General features: G+C 69.3%; 22 protein-coding genes. 9 read left to right on the forward strand and 13 right to left on the reverse strand.

What is annotated here, in order from left to right; all coding sequences use genetic code 11:
• Nucleotides 1-170: 170 nt before the first annotated feature.
• The 3 genes from VDQ83_RS04270 to VDQ83_RS04280 form a co-directional block, all read right to left on the reverse strand.
• A complete protein-coding gene (locus VDQ83_RS04270; protein ID WP_455433974.1) occupies nucleotides 171-1667 on the reverse strand; it encodes a PepSY-associated TM helix domain-containing protein in 1497 nt (498 codons plus the stop codon).
• Between the two features lie 5 nt (nucleotides 1668-1672).
• On the reverse strand, nucleotides 1673-3733 hold the full coding sequence (locus tag VDQ83_RS04275) for a TonB-dependent receptor (protein ID WP_455433975.1): 2061 nt from the start codon (nucleotides 3731-3733) through the stop codon (nucleotides 1673-1675).
• Nucleotides 3734-3802: 69 nt separating this feature from the next.
• Nucleotides 3803-4210 carry a DUF2946 family protein gene (locus VDQ83_RS04280; RefSeq protein WP_455434014.1) on the reverse strand — a complete coding sequence of 136 codons (408 nt, stop codon included), beginning with the start codon at nucleotides 4208-4210 and terminating at the stop codon, nucleotides 3803-3805.
• 328 nt (nucleotides 4211-4538) lie between these two features.
• Here VDQ83_RS04280 and VDQ83_RS04285 point away from each other — a divergent pair, with 328 nt between their 5' ends.
• The 3 genes from VDQ83_RS04285 to arsH are packed head-to-tail and all read left to right on the forward strand — an operon-like array spanning nucleotide 4539 to nucleotide 6041.
• Complete coding sequence (locus VDQ83_RS04285; RefSeq protein ID WP_455433976.1) at nucleotides 4539-4874, forward strand: ArsR/SmtB family transcription factor; 336 nt, start codon at nucleotides 4539-4541, stop codon at nucleotides 4872-4874.
• Between the two features lie 32 nt (nucleotides 4875-4906).
• On the forward strand, nucleotides 4907-5332 hold the full coding sequence (arsC, locus tag VDQ83_RS04290) for an arsenate reductase (glutaredoxin) (protein WP_455433977.1): 426 nt from the start codon (nucleotides 4907-4909) through the stop codon (nucleotides 5330-5332).
• 1 nt (nucleotide 5333) lies between these two features.
• Nucleotides 5334-6041 (forward strand): arsenical resistance protein ArsH, encoded by a 708-nt coding sequence (arsH, locus tag VDQ83_RS04295; protein WP_455434015.1) that lies wholly within the window; start codon nucleotides 5334-5336, stop codon nucleotides 6039-6041.
• 174 nt (nucleotides 6042-6215) lie between these two features.
• On the opposite strand, the gene VDQ83_RS04300 is transcribed toward arsH, so the two are convergent.
• Complete coding sequence (locus VDQ83_RS04300; protein ID WP_263395506.1) at nucleotides 6216-6803, reverse strand: phospholipid scramblase family protein; 588 nt, start codon at nucleotides 6801-6803, stop codon at nucleotides 6216-6218.
• Nucleotides 6804-7096: 293 nt separating this feature from the next.
• Between VDQ83_RS04300 and VDQ83_RS04305 the strand changes: the two genes are divergently transcribed.
• Nucleotides 7097-7525, forward strand: a complete 429-nt coding sequence (locus tag VDQ83_RS04305) for a hypothetical protein (RefSeq protein ID WP_455433978.1) — start codon at nucleotides 7097-7099, stop codon at nucleotides 7523-7525.
• A 159-nt stretch (nucleotides 7526-7684) separates the two neighbouring features.
• Here VDQ83_RS04305 and VDQ83_RS04310 read toward each other — a convergent pair whose 3' ends face one another.
• Nucleotides 7685-8668 (reverse strand): LysR family transcriptional regulator, encoded by a 984-nt coding sequence (locus tag VDQ83_RS04310; RefSeq protein WP_179566748.1) that lies wholly within the window; start codon nucleotides 8666-8668, stop codon nucleotides 7685-7687.
• Between the two features lie 169 nt (nucleotides 8669-8837).
• Here VDQ83_RS04310 and cobA point away from each other — a divergent pair, with 169 nt between their 5' ends.
• Nucleotides 8838-10055 (forward strand): uroporphyrinogen-III C-methyltransferase, encoded by a 1218-nt coding sequence (gene cobA, locus VDQ83_RS04315; RefSeq protein WP_455433979.1) that lies wholly within the window; start codon nucleotides 8838-8840, stop codon nucleotides 10053-10055.
• A gap of 28 nt (nucleotides 10056-10083) precedes the next feature.
• Complete coding sequence (cysK, locus tag VDQ83_RS04320) at nucleotides 10084-11043, forward strand: cysteine synthase A (RefSeq protein WP_455433980.1); 960 nt, start codon at nucleotides 10084-10086, stop codon at nucleotides 11041-11043.
• A gap of 366 nt (nucleotides 11044-11409) precedes the next feature.
• Here cysK and VDQ83_RS04325 read toward each other — a convergent pair whose 3' ends face one another.
• On the reverse strand, nucleotides 11410-12516 hold the full coding sequence (locus tag VDQ83_RS04325; RefSeq protein ID WP_455433981.1) for a nucleoside hydrolase: 1107 nt from the start codon (nucleotides 12514-12516) through the stop codon (nucleotides 11410-11412).
• Nucleotides 12517-12995: 479 nt separating this feature from the next.
• On the opposite strand from VDQ83_RS04325, the gene VDQ83_RS04330 reads away from it, so the two are divergent.
• Nucleotides 12996-13502 carry a methyltransferase family protein gene (locus tag VDQ83_RS04330; RefSeq protein WP_455433982.1) on the forward strand — a complete coding sequence of 169 codons (507 nt, stop codon included), beginning with the start codon at nucleotides 12996-12998 and terminating at the stop codon, nucleotides 13500-13502.
• Nucleotides 13503-13656: 154 nt separating this feature from the next.
• Here the strand turns inward: VDQ83_RS04330 and VDQ83_RS04335 are convergent, their stop codons facing one another.
• Nucleotides 13657-14142, reverse strand: a complete 486-nt coding sequence (locus tag VDQ83_RS04335; RefSeq protein ID WP_455433983.1) for a hypothetical protein — start codon at nucleotides 14140-14142, stop codon at nucleotides 13657-13659.
• A gap of 126 nt (nucleotides 14143-14268) precedes the next feature.
• Here VDQ83_RS04335 and VDQ83_RS04340 point away from each other — a divergent pair, with 126 nt between their 5' ends.
• Entirely contained in the window at nucleotides 14269-14808 is a 540-nt protein-coding gene (locus tag VDQ83_RS04340) for an O-acetyl-ADP-ribose deacetylase (RefSeq protein WP_455433984.1), read from the forward strand.
• A 154-nt stretch (nucleotides 14809-14962) separates the two neighbouring features.
• On the opposite strand, the gene VDQ83_RS04345 is transcribed toward VDQ83_RS04340, so the two are convergent.
• Nucleotides 14963-15871 carry an alpha/beta fold hydrolase gene (locus VDQ83_RS04345; protein WP_455433985.1) on the reverse strand — a complete coding sequence of 303 codons (909 nt, stop codon included), beginning with the start codon at nucleotides 15869-15871 and terminating at the stop codon, nucleotides 14963-14965.
• Between the two features lie 208 nt (nucleotides 15872-16079).
• On the reverse strand, nucleotides 16080-17219 hold the full coding sequence (locus VDQ83_RS04350) for an epoxide hydrolase family protein (RefSeq protein ID WP_455433986.1): 1140 nt from the start codon (nucleotides 17217-17219) through the stop codon (nucleotides 16080-16082).
• Nucleotides 17220-17345: 126 nt separating this feature from the next.
• Between VDQ83_RS04350 and VDQ83_RS04355 the strand changes: the two genes are divergently transcribed.
• The gene (locus VDQ83_RS04355; RefSeq protein ID WP_455433987.1) at nucleotides 17346-18278 is read left to right on the forward strand and encodes a LysR family transcriptional regulator; all 933 of its coding nucleotides are present in this window, start codon (nucleotides 17346-17348) and stop codon (nucleotides 18276-18278) included.
• A 135-nt stretch (nucleotides 18279-18413) separates the two neighbouring features.
• On the opposite strand, the gene VDQ83_RS04360 is transcribed toward VDQ83_RS04355, so the two are convergent.
• The 4 genes from VDQ83_RS04360 to VDQ83_RS04375 form a co-directional block, all read right to left on the reverse strand.
• Complete coding sequence (locus VDQ83_RS04360) at nucleotides 18414-19418, reverse strand: class I fructose-bisphosphate aldolase (RefSeq protein ID WP_455433988.1); 1005 nt, start codon at nucleotides 19416-19418, stop codon at nucleotides 18414-18416.
• A gap of 347 nt (nucleotides 19419-19765) precedes the next feature.
• On the reverse strand, nucleotides 19766-21232 hold the full coding sequence (gene pyk / locus VDQ83_RS04365) for a pyruvate kinase (RefSeq protein ID WP_263395518.1): 1467 nt from the start codon (nucleotides 21230-21232) through the stop codon (nucleotides 19766-19768).
• Nucleotides 21233-21592: 360 nt separating this feature from the next.
• The gene (locus VDQ83_RS04370) at nucleotides 21593-22234 is read right to left on the reverse strand and encodes an HAD-IA family hydrolase (RefSeq protein ID WP_455433989.1); all 642 of its coding nucleotides are present in this window, start codon (nucleotides 22232-22234) and stop codon (nucleotides 21593-21595) included.
• Nucleotides 22231-23409, reverse strand: coding sequence for a phosphoglycerate kinase (locus VDQ83_RS04375; protein ID WP_455433990.1), 1179 nt, complete (start codon nucleotides 23407-23409; stop codon nucleotides 22231-22233). The genes VDQ83_RS04370 and VDQ83_RS04375 overlap by 4 nt, the downstream gene beginning before the upstream one ends.
• Between the last annotated feature and the right edge of the window lie 44 nt (nucleotides 23410-23453).

Consider the following 23453-nt stretch of genomic DNA (forward strand, 5'->3'; position numbering starts at 1 on the left):
AGTATCTCCCGCAGTGCACCCGATGAGCTGACCGCGAGCCCCTGTGGGAGCGACTTCAGTCGCGACGAGCGGAACGAGAAACCTCCCGGACTCGGATGTCATCGAGACCGAAGTCCTCCCAAAGCGCCACCAATGAGCTGACCGCGTCCTTGCGTCCAAACAGCACCACCTCACTCCCGCCGCAGCACCAGCAACCAATCCAGCGCCAGCATCAACAACAACGACACCCCCACCAGCGGGAACAGCACGCCGCCGATCGCCAGCAGCGCGAGCACGCCGCGCAAGCTGCGCCGGTCCGCCGGCAGCGGCGGCACGCCCAACCCGCCGGCCGGCCGCCGCTTCCACCACATCAGCGCGGCGCTGACGCACAACAGCAGGATGCCAATGCACGAGACGATCAGCACTAGCTGATTGAACGTGCCGTACTGCTGCCCCAGGTGCACGTTGATGCCCCATTCCAACGCCTTGGCCAGCGGCCCGTAGTCGGCATAGCGCATGTCCAGCAGCACCTTGCCGCTGTACTGATCGAGATGGATCACCCGCTGCTGCGCCAGCTCCGACGGATACACCGATGCGGTGTACACGCCGCGCGCACCGCGCGGCAGCGCCACGCCGTAGCCGGCGGCGATGCCGCGCGCCTGGAACCGCGCCACTGCCGCGTCCAGGCCGATCGCACCGGGCTGTAGCGCCATCGCATCCATCGCATCCATCGCCATAGCGCCATGCGCGGCATGCTCCGCGTTCCCCGCATGCTCTGCATGCGCACCGTTGCCGTTGTCCGCTACGTCTGATGCAGAACGCGCATCCTCCGCCGCCGGCATCGGCATCGGCATCGGCATCGGCATCGCGGCCTGCGGCAGCTGCGACTGCGGCAACCGCGCCTGGCGCAGCGACCAGGCCGGCACCTCGTCATCGCTCAGGCGCTGCGCGGACATCGGCAGGTCCACGCGCAGGCCGGCCGGATAGCCATAGTGATGGCCATTGGCAAGGCGGTTGACCTGCGCGCCCCAGAACCACGACCAGGGCATGCCGGTCAGCGCAAGGAACAGCAGCATCGCCCCGACCACGCTGCCGGTCAGCGCATGCGTATCGCGCCAGAACACGCGCTGCGGCGGCCGTCCGCGCACCGTCGTGACGCCGCCGCGGCGGCCGCGCGGCCACCACAGGTAGACGCCAGTCAGCACCAGCAGGATCGCCCAGCCGGCCGCCACTTCGATCAACGCGCTGGCCCACGGCCCGACCAGGGCGAGGCTGTGCAGGCGCCGGATCGTCCATGCCACCGTGCCGTGCTCGGGCAGGCTGCCCAGCACGCGCGCGCGGTACGGATCCACGTACACCACCAGCCGGCGGCCATCGGCGGTGCCCACCGTCACCTCCGCCGATGCGTCGCGGCGCAGCGGCGTGGTGTAGCGCAATGCCTGTCCCGGCTGCGCCGCCAGCGCCGCGTCGAGCAGCCGCTGCGGCGCGACGGCCCGGGCCCGCGCCGGCACCTGCACCGTCTTCAACGCACGGTGGAAGTAGCCGTCGATCGGCTGCTGGTAGACGAAGGCGGCGCCGGTCAGCGCCAGCCAGGCCAGCAGCGGCAGCACCAGCAGGCCGGCGTAGAAATGCCAGCGCCATACCGCGCGGTAGAAGCGCGCCGGCGGCGCGGGCGTCGAGGTCGGCATGGCCATCACCAGCCCCAGCCGAGGCTGGCGTACAGCGCGCGGCCGTCGCCCGGCGAGTAGCCGGACGAACCGCTGTCGTACCAGGCATAGACATAGCGGCGGTCGGTCAGGTTCTTCAACTGCAGCGAAAGTTCGCGTTGCGCGCGCCACGCCCAGGTCGCGCCGACATTGGCCAGCGCATAACCGCCGTAGCGGCCCAGCGTGTTGCTGCGTTCCACGTAGTAGTCGCCCTGCGCATTGCCCCAGGCCGACAGTTTCAGCCGCGGCGTGGCCTGCCAGTCGACGCCGGCACTGGCCAGAGAGCGCGGCACGTTCTCGATCTCCTTGCCGCGCGTCGCCGGCGCGCTCGGATCGGGCGTGACGATGATCGCGCGCTGCCGCGAATACGCCAGCCACAGCGTCCAGCGTGCGTCCGCGCGCAGGTTGAGCTGCGCATCCCAGCCGCGGCGCAAGGTCTTGCCGACGTTGCCGACCTCGCCGCTGCCAACCGTGCCATCGACGCCGAGAATCGTCGCCACCTCGTCGGACGCGCGCTGCTCCCAGTACGCGATGCGCGCATCCAGCCGCCTGGCGTCGGCGAACTTCAGTCCGGCCTCCCAGCCGTCGTTGTACGACGGCGCCAGGTTGCCCGGCTGGCTGCGGTAGGCACCGTTGCCGCTGCCGATCTGGAACGTGCGGCCGATGTTGGCATAGACGCTGGTCTGCGCAGTCAGCGTCAACACCGCACTGAGCTTGGGCTGCTTGATCGTGCCGTAGGCGTAGGCCGGGTAGCGCACGCCGCCGAGCCGATCGCGGAAACTGCCGTCGATCCGATCCACGCGATAGGCCGGCACCAGCTGCAAGCGCTCGAATGGGCGGATCACCGCCTGCACATAGGCGCCGCGCGTGTCCAGATCGAAATCCCAGTCGCGCAGCGGCGCGGTGCGTGCCCGCGCCACGGTGCGATAGCGTTGCGAGGTGTTGTCCTGCCATTGCCCGTCGATGCCGCCTTCCAGCGCGAACGCCGTCGCCCAGTCCACCTCGGGGCGCCAGGTCGCCTTGGCCAGGAAACCGCGCTGGGTTTCGTCGGTATCGCGCTCCTGCTGCGCGCCGGCGGCGGTGAAGCGCACCCAGCGCTGGTTCTGGTAGCGATTCCAGTACAGCTTGGCGCTGCCCTGCACGGCGTCCGCCAGCTGCGCGTCCAGATGCAGGCTCACCTGCCCGGTCTGGCGTTCGCTGCGGTCGTCGCGCGCATAGTCCGGCGAACTGCGCGGCGCGCGTTGCGCGCTGGCGTAGTCCAGATAGCCCGCTTCCAGCGCTTGGTTGCGGTAGTAGCGCGCACTGAGCCCGGCGCGCCAGGCGGCGTCCGGCGCGGTGTAGAACCACTTGCCGGCGAACGCGCGCTTGCGCGCGTCGGCATGCGCGCGGTAGCCGTCGCTGTCGCGCCAGGCGGCGAAATAGTTCTGGCTCCAGCCGCCGCGCTCGATGCCCTGGCTGGCCTGCACCTCGCGCGTACCGAAGCTGCCGACGGTAACGCTGGCGCGGCCGTCGTTGCCGCCGCTGCGGGTCAGCACATCGACGCTGCCGGCGATGGCGTTCAATCCGTAGCGCGGATCGTTGGTGCCGCGCACGATCTCGATCGCGGCGATATCCAGCGGAAACACCGCGTCCAGGTACGGCATGCCGCCGGCGTTGTCGTTGCTGGGCACGCCGTCGATCAGCAGCTTGACCGCGTTGACCCGGCCTTCGCCGTTGAAGCCGCGGAACGAGAAGCGGCCGGCATCGGTGCCCATCTTGAACTGGGTGACCTGCACGCCGGGCGCGCGCATCAGCAGCTCCCAGCTGTAGTCCACGTGCTGGTCCTGCAGCAGGTCGCCGCCGAGGATGTCCACCGAACTCAGGACGCTGCGCGCGGCCGGCGCGGAAAGGGGATTGGCGGTGACCTGGACCTTGCCCAGGGTCAGCGCCGAATCGCCGGGGGGAGGTTGCACGCCGCTATCGGCCGCGCGTGTCGGCGCGGTCGCGCTGGCCGCGAGACACACGCAGCTGTACGCCGCCATCCGCGGCAGGGAAAAGAAACGGATCATCGATGGCTCCATCAGCACGAAGACGTGCCGCGGCGATGCCGCGGTACGAAAGAACAGCCAACTCGTGGTTCAGGAGAACAGAGGCGGTCCGCGCGCGGCGTGAGCGCGCCAAGGCGCGGCCTTCACGATCCGTATGCAGCGCGACGCGGCCGGCAGGCGCGGCCGCAGCCAGGGCAGCAGCACCAGCAACAACGCCACCCACGGCAGCAGCCGCGCCGCGAGCAGGCAGTAATCGCAGGCCTGCTCGTGCGACATGCCGCCGTCGTCGTGCACGCCCGCGTGCGATGCCATCATTGCGATCGGCAGCGAGGGCGACGCCTGTAATCCGCGGCTGCTGCACAGCGCACCGGCGCCCGCGTCGGTCCAGGCGCTGGACTGTGCCTGCTGCCAGCGGCTCAACAGCGGCGCGGTCAGCATCAGCACGATCGCCAGCGTGGCGAGCAGTGCCCAGAACGATAGCGGCTGGCGGCGACGGATCACCGCGGCAGTCTAGTCGGCCGCTTGCGCGATGCCAACGCGACATAAGCGCGCAGCGCATGTTCGCTGGGCAGCCTGGGCAACGTTCGCAACGCGGTGGCGGCTGCATTGCGACGTCCAGCATGGGACGCGTGGCGGCGGAGGCGAACAGGCAGACGACCTGCGGTGACTCGCCGTGTCGACTGCTCGACCAGATCATGGTCAGCGCAGAGCGAGAGAACGTGCCACTGGCTGCCGCTCGCCGACATCACGCCGTCCCGGCATGCATGGCGCCCTCTCCTGGCAATCCACCTTGCCTCATTTCGTAATTTCTGGAATTATCGAAACGATGGACACCGACAGCACCGTTTCCGCCTTGCGCGCCCTGGCCCACGGGCACCGCCTGGCCGCCTACCGCGCGTTGGTCCAGGCCGGCCCGGACGGGATGGCGGTGGGCGAACTGCGCGCCGTGTTGGGGCTGGCGCCGGCCACGCTGACCGCGCATCTGCATGTGCTGCGCGGCGCCGGCCTGATCGGCGACGAACGCCAGGGCCGGGTGATCCGGCTGCGCGCCGACTATGCGCGCATGTACGCGCTGATCGGTTTCCTGACCGAGAACTGCTGCGGCAACGGCGAATGCAGCCTCCCCGATGCTGCCGTACCCGCCGCGGCGCACAGGCCGTAACGCCCCATTTCCCCTTACCGTCCCGAGTCCCGATGAACCCGATCACGATCTACCACAACCCCGCCTGCGGCACCTCGCGCAACGTCCTGGGACTGATCCGCAACAGCGGCGCGGAACCGACCGTGGTCGAATACCTGAAGACCCCGCCCGACCGCGCCACCTTGCAGGCGCTGATCGCGGCGATGGGCATTCCGTTGCGCGAGGCGATCCGGCAGAAGGGCACGCCCTACGCCGAGCTGGGCCTGGACGACCCGGCGCTGAGCGACGACGCGCTGCTGGACGCGATGCTGCAGCACCCGATCCTGATCAACCGGCCGATCGTGGTCACGCCGCTGGGCACGCGCCTGTGCCGGCCGTCGGAGACGGTGCTGGAGATCCTGCCGTCGCCGCAGCGCGGCGCCTTCGCCAAGGAAGACGGCGCAGCGCTGATCGATGCGGACGGCCATCGTGTCGGTTGACCTGTCCGACCTGCCGAACCTGGACCCGGCCGCCTTCGTGCGCCCGGATCCGTCGTCGCTGACAGCCGCGCGCGCCGCGCACCCGCCGCGCATCCTGCTGTTGTACGGCTCGCTGCGCGAGCGTTCCTACAGCAAGTTGCTGGCGCTGGAAGCGGCGCGGCTGCTGCGGGCGATGGGCGCGGAAACCCGGCTGTTCGACCCGGCCGGGCTGCCGCTACCCGACGCCGCGCCCGACAGCGACGCCAGGGTGCAGGAACTGCGCGAACTGACGCTGTGGAGCGAAGGCATGGTCTGGTCCTCGCCGGAACGGCACGGCGCGATGAGCGGCGTGCTCAAGGCGCAGATCGACTGGATTCCGCTCAGCCAGGGCGCGCGCCGCCCCACCCAGGGCAAGACCCTGGCGCTGATGCAGGTGTCCGGCGGCTCGCAGTCGTTCAACGCGCTCAACCAGATGCGCGTGCTCGGCCGCTGGATGCGCATGCTGACCATCCCCAACCAATCGTCGGTGGCCAAGGCCTGGCAGGAATTCGACACGCCTGGACGGATGCGGCCGTCGGCGTACTACGACCGCGTGGTCGACGTGATGGAGGAGCTGGTCAAGTTCACCCTGCTCACCCGCGACCTGGCCCCGCACCTGGTCGACCGCTACAGCGAGCGTTTGCCCACGCCCGAAACGCTGGCGGCAGCGTCCGGCGCTGCGCCGGCCTGAGGCACGGTGGCGCGCGGTAGCGATTCAAGCGCGTCTCGGCGTGTGCCGCACCGCCGAGACAGTGTCCGCAACGTTGAGGACGCGGCCGCCCGGCCTGATGCCGCTGGCGGCACGGCGAGCGGCCTGGGCGAAGTCGCCGCGCGCACCGACAGCGGCACGCGCGGCGACCGGCGCTTACTCCTTCAGCACCATGTCGATGCACAGCACCGCGGCCATGATCAGGACGCGCACGTCGTCCTCGGCCGGCACCGCGTTCTCGATCGCCAGCATGTAGTTGTCGGCCGAGGTGAACAGCTCCTTGCCCAGCCCGGCCCACTTCTTGGACACGCGCGCCAGTTCCCGCTCGCCCTGCACGAAGCGGAAGTCCCAACTGGTCCACTTGCCGCGCAGCGTGCACACCAGCTTCTCGCGCGCGTCGAGCACGTCGAACTTGCCGCCGATGGAGAAGAACTTCTGGCTGAAGGAACCGACCAGGCGATCGTGCTCGTCCAGCACCTCGACCTTGGACAGGAACAGCGAGAAACCGCGCTTGACCGTCAGCACCTTGTGCCCGTCAGGGGTGCGCACTTCCACGTGGAACGGGGTCATCCGCTTGTAGTCGGTGAAACGGAAGATCTTGGTGAAGATACCCAGGTTCGGCTCGCGGCATTCGAGTACCTTCTGGTTGCTCTGCGGGTCGAACACGTCGTAGTTGTTGGCGGCCTTGAACATGCCGACCTGTTCCTTGACGAAGAACAGGTTCTGCTGGAGGACGGGATGCATGGACTTCCTTGGGTTGAGAAAAAAGAACGCAGCGCGTCGGAGCCGACGGCATGCGGCGATAGGCGACAAGGGGGTGTGAGATCAGGCGTTCGCGGCAGGCAACGGCGGCGGTTGGCGCGTCGCACCGGACTGCGGGCAACGCCCGCGGAAGATCTGCAGCGCTTGCGCGTGCGCGGCCTGCAGCGGCACCTGCGGCACTACCGATTGCAATGGAACGCGCGACGCGCAGCTCGCACTGCAATCACGGCGATCGCCGACGCGCGTACCGCCGAACAGCACGGTCGCGTCACAACATGCACAAGCTGCCATCCTTCCCCCTGGTGATCGGCATCGGACGCGCGCCTGGCCATGCCGGCGCCGCGCCGCTCGTCCTTGATCGCGGCCTGTCGCGGCTGCCGCCGGCCGTCGCGAATACGCCGGCACGCATCATAGGCGGCGGCCCGGACCGCGGCAACGCGCGAACCGCCGTGCTGGCGCTTCGGCGCCGATGGCCAGGCGACTGGGCCGGCCGGGCCCGGGGGCCGTACCACCGCGAGGTGCATGGCGCGTCAGCGATGCGCCCGCCCTGCCCGCGGCGACTCTTCGCGGAACGGCCGTGGCGCGGCGTCATTGCGCCGCCGGTGACGGCGCGGCGTTCAGCGCCGGCGTATTCCTGCGCCAGCGCCCGCAAGGCCTGCTGGCGGAACGCGGCCAACCGCACCTGCAGTTCCAGCCCGGAGTAGCTCGCCTCCAGTTCAGGCAACTGCGACAGGCGCGTTGCCAGCGTCCCGGCATCGGCATCCAGTCGCTGCGCCGAGGCTGCGCAACGGCCGCTGAGCATGCGCAACAGGCACGCGCAGCAGCGCGCCGCCGCCGCCGGCCAGCACGGATCCGCGCCGGACTCAGCTGGTGATGGTCTGGGTCAACTCTTCCCAGGTCGGCGGCGTCGGCCAATCCGGTTCCTGGTTACCTTCCATGACCCGGCGCAGGTCGCGGGTGTCGATCTGCGGCGCCAGCACGTGCACCAGCTCCAGCGCGTAGTCGCGCAGCACGCGGTCGCGCGGCAGCACCGCCCAGGCGATGCACTCGGGGATCTCCGGCGGCGCCGGCCACGCGCGCAGGTCGGTATCGCCGGCATGCACCGCCATCTCCGCGAGCAGGCCGACGCCGAGACCGGCGCGCACGTAGGTCTTGATCAGGTCGGCGTCGAGCGCGGTGAGGGCGATGCTAGGCTCCAGGCCGAGCCGGGCGAAGGCGCGCTGCAGCGAGGAGCCGGAACGGGTCGAGGATTCGTAGCTGATCAGCGGCTGCACCGCCAGCGCGGCCATGTCCGGCACCCGCTTGGGCACGTCCAGCGCATGCCCGCGCGGCACCAGCACCAGCCGCCGCCAGCGGTACAGCGGCACTGCGATGCCGGCGCCCGGCTCGCTGCCGGCGGTGCTGACGATGGCGATGTCGGCGTCGCCCTGGCTGAGCAGGTCCAGCGCCGCGCTCTCGGCCGCCTGCTGCAGGTGCACGCTGACCTGCGGATAGGCCTGCTTGATCTGCGCCACCGCCGGCGGCAGCACGAAGCGCGCCTGGGTGTGGGTGGTGGTCAGGGTCAGCTGGCCCTGGCTCTCGCGGCGCTGGTTGGCGGCGTAGGTGCGGATGTTGTTGGCCTCGGCCAGCACCGCACGGGCGCGCTCGATCACCTCGCGGCCGGCCGGGGTCACCGTCTCCAGGCTGCGGCCCTTGCGCACGAACAGCAGGAAGCCCAGCTCGTCCTCCAGCTGCTTGAGCTGCTTGGACAGCCCCGGCTGGGTCGCATGCACGCGCGCCGCCGCCAGGGTGATGTTGAGATCGGCGTCGGCGATGGCGACGAGGTAGCGGAGTTGGGTCAGCGTCATCGAAAGCGTGGGCGAGGCGCCGCCTGGCGGGAGCAGCCACGACTGTAGTGGAAATGGTCCTGCCACCTTATAACCGAAAGCTATCTGGTAGAGGTATGAAGTCATTTCCTGGGGCTATAAGCCGGCGCTACGGTCACGGCTCCTCCCTCTTTCCTGCGCTGCGACCGCCGTGAGCCTTGCCCCGATTGCGTTGTATCCGGACCTGCGCGAGCGCCCCGTGCTGGTGGTCGGCGGCGGTGCTGCCGCCGAGCGCCAGGTGCAGGCGCTGCTCGCCGCCGGCGCGGTGCCGCGGCTGGGTGCGCCAACGCTGACCCCGGCCCTGCAGGCCTTGGCCGAGGCCGGACGCATCCAGTGGCTGCGTGGCCGCTTCGATGGCGCCTGGCTGGACGCGGTGTGGTACCTGATCGCCGCCAGCGACGACCCCGCGGTGAACCGGCAGGCGCTGCAGATCGCCGCCGCGCAGCGGGTGCTGGCACAGGCCGCGCCTGGTGCAGCCGATGCGGCCGTGGCAACGCCGTCGGCCGATGCTGCCGACGGCAGCCTCGGCGCGGCCGCCGCAACGCCGCAGGCGCAAGCGATCCGTCCCGGCATGGTGACCCTGGTCGGCGCCGGCCCCGGCGATCCCGGCCTGCTGACCCTCAACGCGCTGCACGCACTGCGCAGCGCCGACGTGGTCCTGCACGATCGCCTGGTCAGCGCCGCGATCCTGGATCTGCTGCCAGGTACGGCCGAGCGGATCGAAGTCGGCAAGTCGGCCAGCGGTCACAGCGTGCGCCAGGAGCAGATCCACGCATTGATGCTGGAGCATGCGCGACGCGGCCGCCGCGTGGTGCGGCTGAAGGGCGGCGACCCGTTCGTGTTCGGTCGCGGCGGCGAGGAACTGGAATGCCTGCGCGCGCACGGCGTGCCCTACGCGGTGGTGCCGGGCATCACCGCGGCGCTGGCCTGCGCGGCCTATGCCGGCATCCCGCTGACCCACCGCGAGCACGCGCAGTCGCTGCGCCTGGCCACCGCGCACTGCAAGGACTCGTTCGACACGCTGGACTGGGCCGCATTGGCGCAGGAGCGGCAGACCCTGGCGGTGTACATGGGCGTAGCCGGGCTGGACACGGTGCGCGAGCGCCTGCTGCGCGCCGGCCGCGCCGCCGATACCCCGTTCGCATTGGTGGAAAACGGCTCACGCCCGGAGCAGCGGGTGGTGGTCGGCACCCTCGCCGACCTGCCCGACACCGCCCGCGCGCACCAGGTGCGGTCGCCGGCGCTGCTGATCCTGGGCGAGGTGGCCGCGCTGGCGACCACGCTGCACTGGTTCGGCGCCACGCCGCTGGCGCCACCACCCTCACCTTTCCCGAAGCCGGCCGTGCCTACCCTGGCCCACGCCGCCTGACCCGCATCCCTTTCCGGAGACCCTGCGCATGGCCATCTACGACAACATCCTCGACACCATCGGCCACACCCCGATCGTCAAGCTGCACCGTCTGCCGCCCGAGCACGTGAGCCTGTACGTCAAGGTCGAGGCGTTCAATCCGGGCGGCTCGGTCAAGGACCGCCTGGCGCTGGCGATCGTGCTCGATGCCGAGGCCAAGGGCCTGCTCAAGCCCGGCGACACCATCGTCGAAGCCACCTCCGGCAACACCGGCGTGGCCCTGGCGATGGTCGCCGCCGCGCGCGGCTACAAGTTCGTGGCGACGATGGTGGAGACGTTCTCGATCGAGCGCCGCAAGCTGATGCGCGCCTACGGCGCCAAGGTGATCCTGACCCCGGCCGCCGAGCGCGGCAGCGGCATGGTGCGCAAGGCCGAGGAACTGGCCCAGCAGCACGGCTGGTTCCTGGCCCGCCAGTTCGCCAATCCGGCCAATCCGGCGTACCACCGCAGCACCACCGCCGCGGAGATCCTGCGCGATTTCGCCGGCCGCCGGCTGGATCATTTCGTCAGCGGCTGGGGCACCGGCGGCACCCTCACCGGCGTCGGCGAAGTGCTGCGCGTGGCCCGCCCGGACGTACGCATCACCGCCACCGAGCCGGCCGGCGCCGCGCTGCTGCAGGGCCAGGAGTGGAAGCCGCACAAGATCCAGGGCTGGACTCCGGACTTCGTGCCGGAAGTGCTCAACCGCGAGGTCTACGACGAGGTGCTGAGCGTGGAGGACAGCGACGCCATCGCCGTCTCGCGCCGCCTCGCCGCCGAGGAAGGCATCTTCACCGGCATCTCCGGCGGCGCCACCGTGGCCACCGCGCTGCGCGTGGCCGAGACCGCCGCGCCCGGCTCGGTGATCCTGGCGATGCTGCCCGACACCGGCGAGCGCTACTTCTCCACGCCGCTGTTCGCCGACATCAACGAAGGCTCCGACGACGACTGGCTGGCCGGTCTGCCGTGACGGGGAGCGGGAGCGCATCGACGCGCGGCGGCGCGTCGCCCGCGCCCGCGCATGGCCCCGATGCGGTGCGAAGTGACGCAGCGCATCGCCGGAAGCGCTTCGACTCTGTTGAGTCCCGACGCCGGAAAGCGTGCCTCTCCGCTCGTCGCGACTGAAGCCGCTCCTCCAGGGAAGCGGTGCCGCTGCGGCGAATGTGAGGCAACCTCGAAGAACTCCGCGGCCGCGTGCATCAGTCCCAAACCATCCGAGGCCGGACAAATCTCAGCGCTGCGTTCGTCGCGCGTGCCGTCCTGATCCCCGTACCAAGCTGAGTGCACTGTGGGAGGGACGTCAGTCCCGACGCTTCGCGACATCCGAAACAAGACACTAGCCCGGCAACGGCACGCCCAGCGCCGGCGGCTGCGGGGCGGTCAGCCGCTCCACCAGCAATCGCTCGATCGCCTCCACGTCGACCTCGCGCACCACCGTCTGCGCCTGTTCGCCCAGCCCGGGCTGGTAGCCCGGCGCCCACGACAGGATGTCGCCGTAGCCGGCACCGAACTCGGTGTTGGTGTCGACGTACAGCGTCTCGGTCGCGGTAGCCAACTCCGGGCGCAACCACAGCGCCGTGGCCAGTTCGTCCCACAGCGGAAAGCCCGGTTCGCGCCTGCGCAGCGCGTGGCCGATTGGCGTGTCGGCGGCGCTCATCCGCGCCAGCAGTTGCGGGCTCAGTTCGGTCGCGGTGGACGGGTCCACCGGCACCATCAGCATCCGCCGCCACGGCGACCGCATCACGATGCTCGCCGCTTCCGGATCCCAGCGGATGTTGAACTCGCGCCGCGGCGAGTTGACGAACTCGCGCGCGAACTGCCGCGCCGACACGCTGTCGCGCCGCTGCCGCGGATTGAGGCTGCCGCCCATGTACACCAGCTCCTTGGCCAGCGACGCGAACTGCGGATCCAGCCGCTGCGCCAGCGCCAGATTGGTCAGCGGGCCGGTGGCGACGATGCTGACCTCGCCGGGAAATTCGCGCACCTTGCGGATCATGAACAACGCCGCCGGCTCGTCCGCGGCCTGCACCACCGACGGATTGCCCAGCGCCAGGTCGGGCACCACGTCGTGCGCGTGGTAGCGCGGCGAACTCTGCACCGTGTCGTGCTCGATCCATTGCTTGGTCCACGCGCCCTTCCACAGCAGCTTGCCGTACAGCGCCTCCCAGCGCTCGGTAGCCAGTTCGCTGTTGAGTAACGGATGCACAGGACCCGGCAGCACCGGCACCTCGCCGCGGCCGGCGATTTCAAGCAGCCGGCGCGTATGCGCCAGCGCCTCGTCGCGCCAGATGTTGCCGCTGACCACCGAGATGCCGAGCACCTCGACGTCGGGCGATTGCAGCAACAGCAACTGCGCGGGCGTGAAGCCGTCGATGTCGTCTTCGAGGATGACGCGACGGCGCGGAACGGAGGCGGTGTCGGCGGACGCTTGCGGTAGGGGCATGGATTGGAACTGGCGAGTGAGGGAGTGTCGCGCGGCAGTTTAGCTTTTGCCGTCTCTGGCATGACGGAACTTGTCCGTCGATGCATTCCCGAGGCATTGCCTGGTGACACTGGATGCGATGCACTGGGGGCATGCGCAGCCTTTCGATGCAGCACGGCATCGCGAACTTGTTGCGCATTCCGCTGTGCGCCCCGCAGCATGCGTGGCGTGACGCATCCGTCTTCCCGATGCGGCCGCAGTTGGACAACCGTTCGCCTGTTTCGCATGCACCCGCCTCGACACGCGCAGGCGATGCCGCGTCCCCGCCATGCAACGCCACTTGCCAGCGAATGTTGGCGTGCACGGCACTGGTCGACGTGGCCGCACACGCTGGCATGGCAGCTGCGGTTTCGCGTGGCATGCCCAGCCGGCGTGGGACATGGCACCGACCGGCACGGTAGAGTAGCCGCGCAGGGAGCCTGGCAACCGGGGAGGGAGCGTTGAGCAATCGAGTTTCAGGACGGGACGACAGCCGGTCCGCGCGTGTGCCGTTGCTGGTGCGTTCGACCTCGCCAGCGCATTTCCTGCTCGCGCTGCTGCTGGGCGCCCTGCTGCAGCGGATGCTCGCCCTGCCACTGCCGCAGGGCCGCACGCTGGCATGGATACAGATCGCCGGCGGGATCGTCGCCGGTTCCGGATTGCTGTTGGCGCTGGCCTGCTTCGTGCTGTTCGCGCAGCGCCGTACCACGATCCTGCCCGAAGGCGCGCCGTCGCGCCTGGTACTGCGCGGTCCGTACCGCTACACCCGCAACCCGATGTACGTGAGCCTGGTGCTGAGCTATGTCGGCCTGTGCGTGCAGATTGGCTGGCCGTGGGCGCTGTTGCTGCTGCCATTGCCGCTGCTGGCGCTGCAGCGGGTGGTGATCCCGTTCGAGGAGGCGCGCTTGCGCCAGCGCTTCGGTGATGCCTACGACCGTTATTGCGCGCAGGTCAAGCGCTGGCTGTAGGCCACTCCGCGCAGAATGGGATGCGTCGCGATGGATCGGCACCGCACACGCATCCAACCGAGTCATCGTCACCGGCTCGACAGTCTTGCAGGAGCGACTTCAGTCGCAACAAGCCTCGCCAGTAAAGCGCGTCGCGACTGAAGTCGCTCCCACACTAGCTGCTCAACCACCAGAACGCCGCAGCGACGGCCAGCAGCAGGATGAGCGTGCCCCACAGCCATGCGCCGGGGCGATCGCCGGTGGCCACGGTCGGCGGCGTTCCTGCGCGCGGCGCGTTGCGGTCGCGGTAGCCTTCCACCAATTCCTTGGCCTCGCGCAGGCCCATGCCCGGATGCTGCTCGCGGGTCAGCTTGATCGCCTGCAGAAACTGGCCCTGGCCCAGCGCCTGCAGCGCGGCGGGCGGCAGCCCCCCGGTCTGCGCTTCCGCCGACGCGGCGGCCTGCGGCGGTTCGCTGCCGGCCTGCCGGTGCAGCATCTCCGCGACCGTCTGCGCCGCCCCCGCCTGCAGCCACGCGTCCACCTGCTGCTTGGCGCTGCGCAGATCCATGCCGCTCTGGTCACGCAACAGCTTGATTGCCTTGATGATCTCGCCGCGCGCCAGGGCCTCGGCGATGGCGGGTGATGGCTGGGTCCGGTTCATGTCGCAGGCGCTGAGATGGAGACGCTGCAGTCTTGCCGTTCTCCGGTTAAGCCGCCGTTGCACCGGGCTGGCCCGGCCGCCAGGTTCATCACGTTTCCATCATTGGAATCCCATAAAGATCGCATCATGAAGATCGAAATCTGGCAAGGCGACATCACCGAACTGGACGTGGACGCCATCGTCAACGCCGCCAACGAATCCCTGCTCGGCGGCGGCGGCGTGGACGGCGCGATCCACCGCGCAGCGGGCCCGCAGCTGTTGGAGGAATGCCTGCGCCTGCCCGAACTCAAGCCCGGTGTGCGTTGCCCGGTCGGCGAAGTCCGCGCCACTGGCGGCCACCGGCTCAAGGCACGCCACGTGCTGCATACCGTCGGCCCGGTGTGGCGCGACGGCGCCCACGACGAACCGGCGCTGCTCGCCAACTGTTACTGGCGCTCGCTGCGCCTAGCCGAACAGATGGGCCTGCACTCGGTGGCGTTCCCGGCGATCAGCTGCGGCGTGTACGGCTATCCACTGCACCAGGCCGCGCGCATCGCGGTCGCCGAAACCATGGCGTGGCAGCGCGCGCATGCGGTGCCGAAGCGGGTGATCCTGGTCGCCTACAACGAGGCTGCCTACAAGGCCTACCAGCAGGCGCTGATGCAGAGCCAGCTGCAGGTCGCCTGAGCTGCACTGCGCGCGGCCGGCGCAGGCCGCCGCGATCGCCCTACTCCCGTACGCTTTCTTGGACAGCCTGCCGCCTGACAGGCCTGTCGGTCGTACGTGACACCTCCGATGGCCTACTCGCAGGCGACTGCGCGGCGTTGGCAACCCTCGCCCGTCAATGGCGCCGGTCGAGCCACGCACGGACGGCCAATACCGCGTCGGCGAACACGTCGGGCCGCTGCTGGGGCAGATTGTGCCCGGCGTCGACGACGCGGTGCTCGTGCAACCCGACGAACATGCGGGCATGGCTCCCGGTCCCGCCCGGCTTGAGCGGGTCGTTCGCGCCGTCGAGCGTCACCGCCGGAACCGTTATCGCGGGCCGGTCCGCCAAGCGGTCTTCGAGTGGCTGCAACGCCGGGTCGCCAGCCTCCCGGCCGAAGGCATGGCGGTAGGCGTGGATCACCACGTCCACGAAGTCCGGATTGTCGAACGCGCTTGCGGTCTGCGCGAAGGTCGCATCGTCGAACTGCCAGCCGGGCGACCACTCCTCCCATAGCAAGCGGCACAGATCGCGACGATGCTCGGCCAGGCATTGGCGCCCGCGTTCGGTCTGGAAAAGATGCTGATACCAGCAGACGCGTTCGAGCGACGGCGCGGCCGCAAGCCGTTGCGCCTGCACGTCGATGATGTCGTAGCCGGCGTAGCAGACCAGGCCGCCGATGCGCTCGGGCCACAGCGCCGCCACCACACAGGATGCATTGCCGCCCCAATCGAAACCGGCCAGGATCGGGCGCTCCAGGCCCAGCGCGTCGGCGAGCTGGACGATGTCGCGGCCGCGCGCGGCTTGCTGGCCACTGCGCATGACGGTATCGGACACGAAGCGGGTCGGACCGAACCCGCGCGTGTAGGGAACCACGACCCGCGCGCCCGCGCTGGCGAGCACCGCGGCGACCGCGTCGAAGGCGTGGATGTCGTAGGGAAACCCGTGCGACAGGATCACCGGCCACCCGTCGGCGGGACCGTGCTCGACATAGGCGATCCGCAGGGTATCGGCCTGGACGGTGTTTGCCCTCTGCTCGTTCATGACGATTCACCTCGGTTGCGGGGACGTTCGTTTCCGATCTCCGAAGCAGCGCTTCGGCATGGCTGGCGGACGTCCAGTCTGTGTTGTCGTGGAATCTGCGGGAAACGCGCCATGCAGCAGCGGGCGAGGAAACCTGCACGCCCAGCGGAGCGCGCCACGCCGATGCCGCCGAGCCCGCGCAGCAGCGCAGGCACTGCAGCAGCAAGCCTCAGGAGCGCGCCAGGGCCGTGGCGACGAAGGCGCGCAAGTCGTCGAGCATCAGCTGCGGCTCCTCCCAGGCGGCGAAGTGGCCGCCTCTGCGCATCTGGCTCCAATGCACGATGGGATACGTCTTCTCGGCGAAGGTGCACGGAGTGGGCAGAAACACCGGATCGGGAAAGGCCGCCACGCCGGTGGGCACCGCGATGCGCGTTGCGGCGGGAAAGCGGTCAGACCCTTCCAGCCGCTGGCCGTGATAGATCCACGTCGAGGTGACGGCGGCCGCGGGTGCGACATACAGCATGATATTGGTGAGCAATTCCTCCTCCGAGAACTTGCTCCAGATGTCCGGGCCGCCATCGGCCCGCGTCGTAAGATCGGCCCACTTGCCGATCTTCTCGAGTATCCAGCCTGCCACGCCGACCGGGCTGTCGGCCATCGCCACGCCCAACGTCTGCGGGCGCGTGCGCTGCTGGTGCGCATAGCCGGTCTCCAGGTCGAGAATCGCATCGCGGCGGGCGATCAGGTCCTTCTCCTGTGCGGTCGTGGCAGCGGCGTCGCTGGCGAAGATGCTCACCATGTTGATGTGGAAGCCGAGCAGCGCATCGGGTCGCAGGAAGGCCATCCAGCTTGCGATATGCGCGCCCCAGTCGCCGCCCTGGACGATGTAACGCGCCTGCTGTCCGAACAGCCGGACCATCAGCGTGTGCATGAGCTCGGCGGCCCGGCGCGGGCCGATGACGCCGGTGATCGGCGTGGAAAAGGCGAAGCCTGGGAGAGACGGAACGACGACGTCGTGCCCGTCCGCCGCCAGGGGCTCGAGGAGCCGCTCGAATTCAAGATACGAGCCCGGCCAGCCGTGCAGGAGCAGCAGCGGCGGCTTGGATCCGTCGCCGCGCAGGTGGACGAAATGCAGGCGCTCGCCCTCGACCTCGGTGGTGAAGTTGGGGAGCCGGTTGAGGCGCCGTTCGGTCGCCCGCCAATCGTAGCTGCCTCGCCAGTAGGCGACGAGCCGCTTGAGGTCGTCGATCCCCACGCCTGCGCTCCATCCTCCGGCGTCGGCGAGCTGGCTCCAGTCGTAGGCATCCACTTTTGCCTTGATGCTGGCGAGCCGCGCATCTGGAATGTCGATCGTGTAGGGCGAGACCATGGGTTACCTCGCGTCGCTCAGAGTTGCCGCCACGTCGGTTGGCGAGCGGTGCGTTCATCGGCTGGAACTTGAGTCTTTCGGCCGACGCAACGATAGAGATCGGGCACACCCCATGTCTATATTAGAATGGCGCTCAACACCTTTGCGTTCTTCGCACAAGCTGCCCCAATGGACATCGCTGGCGAACTGGAAGTCTTTACCCTGGTGGCCGAGGCCGGCAGTTTCTCGGCGGCGGGACGCCGGCTGAAGCTGGCGCCGTCGTCCATCGCACGGGTCGTCGACCGGATCGAAGCGCGCCTCGGCGTCCGCCTGTTGCTGCGGACGACACGGGCCCTGAGGCTGACGCCGGAAGGCGCGACCTACCTGTCCTCCGCGCGGCGGATCCTGGCGGACCTGCGCGAAACCGAGCAGTTGATCGCCGACCAGAGCTCGCCCAAGGGGCGCCTGCGCGTGAGCCTCTCGCTCACCTACGGCCGGATGTTCGTGGTGCCGCTTCTGCGCGACTTCATCCACAGCCACCCCGGCATCCTGCTCGAGGTGATCTCCACCGATGCCGTCGTCGACATCGCCGCCGGCCAGGCGGACGTTGCGGTGCGGCTCGGCCCCCTCCCCGACAGCCTGCTCACGGCCCGCACGCTTGGCCAGACCCACAAGGTGATCGTGGCCGCGCCTGGGTATCTCGCGCGCCGCGGTACGCCAGTCGTCCCGGAGGATCTGCACGCGCACGACTGCATCGGCTTCAACTTCAAGCGCGCCGCCCCGACCTGGCCCTTCCGCAAGGACGGGCGCGACTACGCGTTGCCGATCAAGGGCAGCGTGGAAACCAACAATGGCGAGACCCAACGCCAGCTCGCCATCGAAGGCCTGGGGATCGCGCGGGTGTGTGCCGAGACGGCAGAGGACGCGATCCAGGCCGGCCAGCTGGTCGCGCTCCTGCAGGAGTTCAACCCTGGCGACGGCGAGGAGGTCCATGCGGTGTTCGTCGGCGGCACGCATACCCCGGCGCGGGTCCGCTGCTTCGTCGACTACCTCGTGCAGCGGCTGGGCAAAACGCGTTGATCCAAACGCGTGCCGAGAGCATGGCGGGCTCGGGCCGGACAGGCGTGAAACGAAGCGAGGCGCGGCGACGCATTGCGAAACGAAGAACGCCGGCAGTTGCCGGCGTTCTTGCTTACTCCAGCGGTGGCGCCGACCTCAGTCCTGCCACTTGCCCAGTGCGGCCAGGCCGTTTTCCTTGGCGCGCTCGTAGACCACCTGCTGCGCCTTGGCGAAGTTGCCCTTCATGTCCTGCGCCCACAGCTTCAGCGCGGCCTGCTGCATCGCACGGCCGTAGGAGAAACTCAGCGGCCACGGCAGGGTGCCGATCTGGTTCATCGCATTGAGATGCGCGGTGGACTGTTCGTCGGTCTGGCCGCCGGACAGGAACACGATGCCCGGCAGGATCGCCGGCACGGTGCTCTTCAGGCACATCACGGTGGACTCGGCCACTTCCTCGACGCTGGCCTGCTCGTCGCAGTCCTTGCCGGCGATGACCATCGAGGCCTTCAGGATGGTGCCTTCCAGCACAACGTTCTGCTCGTACAGCGCACCGAACAGCGAACGCAGCGTGGCCTCGGTGACCTCGTAGCAGGTCTCGATGTCGTGGTTGCCGTCCATCAGCACTTCCGGCTCCACCATCGGCACCAGGCCCTGCTCCTGGCACAGCGCCGCGTAGCGCGCCAGCGCGTGCGCATTGGTCTCGATGCACACGCCCGACGGGATGTCCTCGCCGATGGTGATCACCGCGCGCCACTTGGCGAAGCGCGCGCCGAGCTTGTAGTACTCCTCCAGGCGCGCGCGCAGGCCGTCCAGGCCTTCGGTGATCAACTCGCCGGGCATGCCGGCCAGCGGATGCGTGCCCTTGTCGACCTTGATCCCGGGGATGATGCCGTGCTCGGCCATGTACTTCGGAAACGGCACGCCGTCCTTGGTCTTCTGGCGGATGGTCTCGTCGTACAGGATCGCGCCGGAGATGTGCTCGCTCAGCTTCGGCGTGGTCAGCAGCAGCTCGCGATACGCGCGGCGGTTCTCCTCGACATTCTCGATGCCGACGCTGGCGAAGCGCTTGGCGATGGTCGTGGTGGATTCGTCGATCGCGATGATGCCCTTGCCCGGGGCGACCATTGCCTGTGCGGTTTCGGCAAGCTGTTCGATGCTCATGGAATTCCTATGGCACGGGGGAAACCCGAAGTATATCGCGGCAAACGCCGCCCATTCCTTCACGGAATGCCTGCAACCGTTTCCACCGGTAGACGCACTGCGCGAGCGCACGTGCATTGCCATCGCGTGACAAGAATCGCCCTGCGGCTTGCGATGTTGCAGCGGCACCGTGGCGCAGGTCGTGATGCCGCTAGCTTTTCTAGGTCCGGCAAGGGCACTGCCGATGCGAAGAGTCGTCGGCGCGAGCGGCGCGTTGCGGTTGCGGCGGCCCGCACGGCAGGCAAAAAAAGACCGCGCGATGGCGGCCATCGCGCGGTCCTGTCGGTCGCGGGCGACCCGGCTTTCGGCTACAGCTCGCCCAGGCCGCTGGCGCGGCCGTCGGGGCCGACCTCGAGCAGGCGCAGGGTGTTGGTCGCGCCGTGCGTTTCCATGTGCTCGCCGCTGGTGAACACCACGCGGTCGCCGGGACCCATGCGCTCGGCCTCGACCAGCAGGCGGATCGCCGCGCGCGCGGCCTCGCGCGGGGTCAGGCCGCGGCTGTCGAAGTTGATCGGGAACACGCCGCGCATCATCGCCATGCCGCGGCGCGCGCCGTCGTGGCGGGTGAACGCGTAGATCGGCATCTTCGAACGGAAGCGCGACAGGAAGCGCGGGGTGCCGCCGGATTCGGTCAGGGTGACCACGCCGCTCAGGCCGATGTGCTCGGACAGGAACATGGTCGCCATCGCGATCGCCTGGTCGGCGCGTTCGAGGTTGCGCTGCGCGGCCTCGAAGTCGGTGTCCATCTCGAACTGGCGCTCGGCGCCCAGGCAGATGCGGGCCATCGCCTGCACCGCCTTGACCGGATAGGCGCCGGCGGCGGTCTCGGCCGACAGCATCACCGCGTCGGTGCCGTCGATCACCGCGTTGGCCACGTCCAGCACCTCGGCGCGGGTCGGGATCGGGTTCTCGACCATCGACTGCAGCATCTGCGTGGCGGTGATCACCACCTTGTTCTGCGCCAGCGACTCGCGAATGATCTTCTTCTGCAGGCCCGGCAGCTCGGCATCGCCGATCTCCACGCCGAGGTCGCCGCGCGCGACCATCACCACGTCGCTGGCCTCGACGATCTCGGTGAGGTTCTCGATCGCCTCGGTGCGCTCGATCTTCGACACCAGCGCGGCGTAGCAGCCATGCTGCTCGGCGATGCGGCGCGCGTCGTGCATGTCCTGCGCGTTGCGGCAGAACGACACCGCGATGAAATCCACGCCGATCTTGGCGACGATGCCGATCAGCTCCTTGTCGCGCTCGGTCAGCGCGCCCAGCGACAGGCCGCCGCCCTGCTTGTTCAGGCCCTTGCGGTCGGACAGCACGCCGTCGTTGAGCACGGTGTTGACGATGCGCGGGCCGTCGACCTCGACCACCTGCAGCTGCAGCAGGCCGTCGTCGAGCAGCAGCACGTCGCCCGGCTTGACGTCGTTGGGCAGGCCCAGGTAGCTGACGCCGACCTGCTGCTCGTCGCCGGCCGGCGCATTGGGGTCGGCGACCAGATCGAAGCGCGCGCCGGCCTTCAGCGACACCTTGCCGGTGGCGAAGCGCTCGATGCGGATCTTCGGGCCCGGCAGGTCGGCGAGGATGCCCACTTCGCTGCCCACGCGCTGCGCGGCGGCGCGCACTTCGGCGGCGCGCTTGGCCTGGCCGGAGGGGTCGCCATGCGAGAAATTCAGGCGCACGACGTTGACGCCGGCGCGGAACAGGTCCTCGAGCACGCCAGGTGGATCTGTCGCCGGGCCGAGGGTGGCGAGGATCTTGGTGCGGCGCTGGCGTTCGATCATGACATCATTCCCTGGAAAAGCCGTTAAAACTAGCACAAGCACCGCTTCGGCAGGATGGCGAATCGGCATAGCGCGCTGCGGATTCATGCATGTCTTGCGGACAGTGCGGGACAGTATGCGGACTCGATATTGCCGTTGCGCGAAACCCAGCGACGCGGCGCCACGCCGGAAAGCGCGCCTTTTACCACGCTGTGCCACTGCCGGATTGCCACGCGAAGCCGACACCGCTGGCCACTGCCAGGCCTGCGCGAACAGCACGCGCAGACCGGTCATCGCCCGTAGACGGACGACCGGCAGCGCAACCGCTTTTCCGAGTCCCGAGTCCCGAGTCCCGAGTCCCGAGTCCCCGGTCCCCAACCATCAGCCAACCAACTCCAGCAACTGCCCCGGAACTTGCGCCAGCGCACTGGCACCGGCCTGGCGCAGTTCCGCCTCGTCGCCGAAGCCCCACAGCACGCCGATGCTGCGCATGCCGTGGTGGTTGGCGCCGTCGATGTCCATGCGCCGGTCGCCGATCATCACGCATTGCGCCGGCTGCAATGCCAGCCGCCGCAGCGCCTCGGCGATCAGGTCCGGCTTGAAGCGGCGCTGGCCGTCGTCGCTGGCGCCGACGATCTCCTCGAAATGCGCGGCGAACGGCAGCGTCTGCACGATGCGCCGGGCGAAGCGTTCGTTCTTCGACGTCACCACCGCCATGCGGTGGCCGGCCGCGGCCAATGCCTCGACCGCCGCGCCGATCTCCGGGAACACCGTGTGCTCGCGCCAGCCGCGCTCGTCGTAGCGCTGCCGGTACAGCGCCAGCGCCTGCTCGACCACCGCCGGATCGTCGAAATGCGCGTGGAAGCTGTCGCGCAACGGCGGGCCGATCCAGGCGCGCAGCGCGTCCGGCGCCGGCACCGGCTGGTTCAGCTGCTCGAACGCGTGCGCAATGCTGCCGACGATGCCGATCTCCGAATCGACCAGGGTGCCGTCCAGGTCGAAGAACAGCGGATCGGCACTCATGCGCCGCGCGCCTGCAATGCGGCCACCGCCGGCAGGGTCTTGCCTTCCAGGAATTCCAGGAACGCGCCGCCGCCGGTGGAGATGTAGCTCACCTGCCCGGCGATGCCGTACTTGTCGACCGCGGCCAGGGTGTCGCCGCCGCCGGCGATGGAGAACGCCGGCGAGGCGGCGATGGCGCGGGCCAGGGTTTCGGTGCCGTGCCCGAACGCATCGAACTCGAACACGCCGACCGGGCCGTTCCAGACTACGGTGCCGGCCTTGCCGATCAGCTCGGCGTAGTGCGCGGCGGTCTGCGGGCCGATGTCCAGGATCAGGTCGTCGTCGGCGACGTCGGCCAATGCCTTCACCGTGGCCTGCGCGTCGGGCAGGAACTGCTTGGCCACCACCACGTCGGTGGGCAGCGGGATCGCCGCGCCGCGCGCATTGGCGTCGGCCACGATCTTGCGCGCGGTGTCGAGCAGGTCCGGCTCGCACAACGACTTGCCGACCGGGTAGCCGGCCGCGGCGATGAAGGTGTTGGCGATGCCGCCGCCGACGATCAGCTGCTCGACCTTGTTGACCAGGTTCGACAGCAGCTCCAGCTTGGTCGAGACCTTGCTGCCGGCGACGATCGCCAGCAGCGGCTTGGCCGGGTGCTCCAGCGCCTTGGCCAGCGCGTCCAGCTCGGCCATCAGCAGCGGGCCGCCGGCCGCCACCGGGGCGAAGCGGATCACGCCGTGGGTGGAGGCCTGGGCGCGGTGCGCGGTGCCGAACGCGTCCATCACGAACACGTCGCACAGCGCCGCGTACTTCTTCGCCAGCGCCTCGTCGTCCTTGCCCTCGCCGACGTTCATGCGGCAGTTCTCCAGCAGCACGATCTTGCCGGGCTGCACGTCCACGCCGTCGATCCAGTCGCGCAGCAGCGGCACCTCGGTGCCGAGCAGCGCGGCCAGCCGCGCGGCGACCGGCGCCAGCGAATCGGCCTGCGTCCACACGCCTTCCTTGGGCCGGCCCAGGTGCGAGGTCACCATCACCGCCGCGCCCTGCTCCAGCGCGTGGCGCAGCGTCGGCACCGACGCCAGGATGCGCTGCTCGGAAGTGATCTGGCCGTTGTCGTCGATCGGCACGTTCAGGTCTTGCCGGATCAGCACGCGCTTGCCGGACAGGTCGAGATCGGTCATTCGCAGGATGGGCATTGTCGATTGCTCGCTATCGTGGGGGTTGCGGGGGAAGGGAAGCT

This window comes from Xanthomonas sp. WHRI 7945, assembly GCF_035026585.1.

Bases quoted from the DNA above. Each gene is read 5' to 3' on its own strand.
- VDQ83_RS04375 (WP_455433990.1), bottom strand. From the start codon at position 23,409: ATGCCCATCCTGCGAATGACCGATCTCGACCTGTCCGGCAAGCGCGTG.
- VDQ83_RS04275 (WP_455433975.1), bottom strand. From the start codon at position 3,733: ATGATCCGTTTCTTTTCCCTGCCGCGGATGGCGGCGTACAGCTGCGTG.
- VDQ83_RS04370 (WP_455433989.1), bottom strand. From the start codon at position 22,234: ATGAGTGCCGATCCGCTGTTCTTCGACCTGGACGGCACCCTGGTCGAT.
- VDQ83_RS04270 (WP_455433974.1), bottom strand. From the start codon at position 1,667: ATGCCGACCTCGACGCCCGCGCCGCCGGCGCGCTTCTACCGCGCGGTA.
- VDQ83_RS04345 (WP_455433985.1), bottom strand. From the start codon at position 15,871: ATGAACGAGCAGAGGGCAAACACCGTCCAGGCCGATACCCTGCGGATC.
- arsC (WP_455433977.1), top strand. From the start codon at position 4,907: ATGAACCCGATCACGATCTACCACAACCCCGCCTGCGGCACCTCGCGC.
- VDQ83_RS04350 (WP_455433986.1), bottom strand. From the start codon at position 17,219: ATGGTCTCGCCCTACACGATCGACATTCCAGATGCGCGGCTCGCCAGC.
- VDQ83_RS04310 (WP_179566748.1), bottom strand. From the start codon at position 8,668: ATGACGCTGACCCAACTCCGCTACCTCGTCGCCATCGCCGACGCCGAT.
- VDQ83_RS04335 (WP_455433983.1), bottom strand. From the start codon at position 14,142: ATGAACCGGACCCAGCCATCACCCGCCATCGCCGAGGCCCTGGCGCGC.
- VDQ83_RS04325 (WP_455433981.1), bottom strand. From the start codon at position 12,516: ATGCCCCTACCGCAAGCGTCCGCCGACACCGCCTCCGTTCCGCGCCGT.
- VDQ83_RS04305 (WP_455433978.1), top strand. From the start codon at position 7,097: ATGCACAAGCTGCCATCCTTCCCCCTGGTGATCGGCATCGGACGCGCG.
- VDQ83_RS04300 (WP_263395506.1), bottom strand. From the start codon at position 6,803: ATGCATCCCGTCCTCCAGCAGAACCTGTTCTTCGTCAAGGAACAGGTC.
- VDQ83_RS04355 (WP_455433987.1), top strand. From the start codon at position 17,346: ATGGCGCTCAACACCTTTGCGTTCTTCGCACAAGCTGCCCCAATGGAC.
- cysK (WP_455433980.1), top strand. From the start codon at position 10,084: ATGGCCATCTACGACAACATCCTCGACACCATCGGCCACACCCCGATC.
- VDQ83_RS04340 (WP_455433984.1), top strand. From the start codon at position 14,269: ATGAAGATCGAAATCTGGCAAGGCGACATCACCGAACTGGACGTGGAC.
- pyk (WP_263395518.1), bottom strand. From the start codon at position 21,232: ATGATCGAACGCCAGCGCCGCACCAAGATCCTCGCCACCCTCGGCCCG.
- VDQ83_RS04285 (WP_455433976.1), top strand. From the start codon at position 4,539: ATGGACACCGACAGCACCGTTTCCGCCTTGCGCGCCCTGGCCCACGGG.
- VDQ83_RS04360 (WP_455433988.1), bottom strand. From the start codon at position 19,418: ATGAGCATCGAACAGCTTGCCGAAACCGCACAGGCAATGGTCGCCCCG.